3 protein-coding genes are annotated in these 1,686 nt (G+C 33.9%); all 3 read right to left on the bottom strand.

The window, feature by feature from the left end; genetic code table 11:
- On the bottom strand, positions 1 to 342 hold a 342-nt coding region (locus JWV37_RS12575), incomplete at its 3' end, for a hypothetical protein (RefSeq protein ID WP_205460227.1).
- Between the two features lie 2 nt (positions 343 to 344).
- Entirely contained in the window at positions 345 to 743 is a 399-nt protein-coding gene (locus JWV37_RS12570; protein ID WP_205460225.1) for a hypothetical protein, read from the bottom strand.
- A partial coding sequence (locus JWV37_RS12565) for a DUF8810 domain-containing protein (RefSeq protein WP_275898391.1) occupies positions 743 to 1,686 on the bottom strand: 944 nt, incomplete at its 5' end. The genes JWV37_RS12570 and JWV37_RS12565, both read right to left, overlap by 1 nt.

Below are 1,686 nucleotides of genomic sequence, written 5' to 3'. Positions count from 1 at the left end.
TTCATTAATAATAAAAGCGATTGTAAAACAACCATCATCCTCTTGTGTCAAAGCTTCAAAAGTAGGCAAAAATGGAGAAGTTTGATTGGGGTAAATTGCTATTGTTACACTTCCATCCACATCCATAAAACTCTCGGGTTTGTTGCTTTGAAGCACGTTTTTAATGAGAGAAGATAGCGAATAATCAACATCTTCTAGTATGCAAAAGCCATTCTTTGACAGTTTTGGATTGAGTATCTCTTTATTTCCTACAAGGAAGTTAATACTTGAGTGGACGTAAAGCTCTGAAATTGACGTTACTTTATACTCGATTTTTGAATCATTTCCTGTTAAGAATGCCATTTTTAATCTTTGTGAATATTGAAAAAATCTCTTGGATTTTTGATATTTATATCCAGTTCCATATCGCCTAGAGAATTTTTTGATTGAGCTACTTTAATCTGCCCTTCGTTGAAATTTTTGAATACACAAGAATTATCTTCCATTTCGCCAAGGGGGATAAGTATTGGTTTTGATGAAAGGTTGCAAGTTGTTTCTTTTAGGGTGATGATGAGGATATTTTGGTCCTTATCGTAAAGGCTTTCTACTTCAATAGAGTCTTCCAAAATAGATGTGATTTTACATGAAATAGCCTCTTTCTTTTTTGGTGAGCCAAAAATCCAATGTATTAAAATCCCAAAAGGCAAATAGTAAATAAACGCCACTAGTATAAAAATAAGCACAAAAATAAACAAGGGTTCCACTATAAAACCCCCTCTACTATTCTTATATCATCTTCACTTAATCCATAAAGCGCATACACCATTGCGTCTATTTCTTTGTCGGTTTTGTCAATTTCAGATTTTAGGTTACATGTAAGGGTTTTGTCGTGCTCGAAGAGGCTTTGCCATTGGTGTTTGAAGGTGCGTTCTTCGAGTTTGTCGGTGAATTTGATTTTTTTGGCTTTGGTGTATTCTTTGACAAACTCCTCAAACTCTAGCTCTTCAAAGTTTTGCAGTTTTTTTGGGATTTTTTCTAGATTGAGTTCGTTTAGGAAATTTTGCTTGGCTTCTTGGAGTTGTTTGTTGAGCGAGAGCATGATGTTTGCTTTTTCAGTGAATGGCTCTTGTTGGTCTATGTGTTCAAGTTTTGGTAGCGGAAAAGGCTCTAAGAATTTAGTTTTAAATACAAAATATCCACCACGTAATTCATAGCCTGTATTTTTAAGAAAGAACCACATCAAGGAAGAATTTAAAAGTGCCAGAAAAAATTTATAGTCTTCTTTTACGGCGCTTTTTTTGATAAAGCTATATACTTTTGTATTGTGATAAAAGATGCCTTCATCAAAGCTCATATTTGAGCCTAATGAAATTTCGGGTGTAATGATTTTTTGTTGCTCAAATTCTGTTAAGCTCTTTGGATAGATATATAAAAACCATCCGTCTTTATCCATTTTTCCTTTTTCTCTCCCTCTTAAAAACGCTTCATTGGCTTTAAGGTATTTATAGCCATTGGGAAAATGCTCTTGAATATACGCTTCACCCATTGGTTTTGCTTTTGCATTTTCGATGATATACGGGAAAATCACAAAATATCTATTTTGAAGATTTGCATATCTGCTAATGTCCTCACCTTTTAGCATTGGCTTTAAAAGTCCATTTTCAACTTCTACTATTCTATCAAGTGCTTTTGAGTACAGTCCCTCTT

This window comes from Sulfurospirillum tamanense (assembly GCF_016937535.1).
Classification (GTDB): domain Bacteria; phylum Campylobacterota; class Campylobacteria; order Campylobacterales; family Campylobacteraceae; genus Sulfurospirillum_B; species Sulfurospirillum_B tamanense.
The sequence above is the reverse complement of the archived record's forward strand: the minus strand, read 5'-3'. Positions and strand labels throughout refer to the sequence as shown.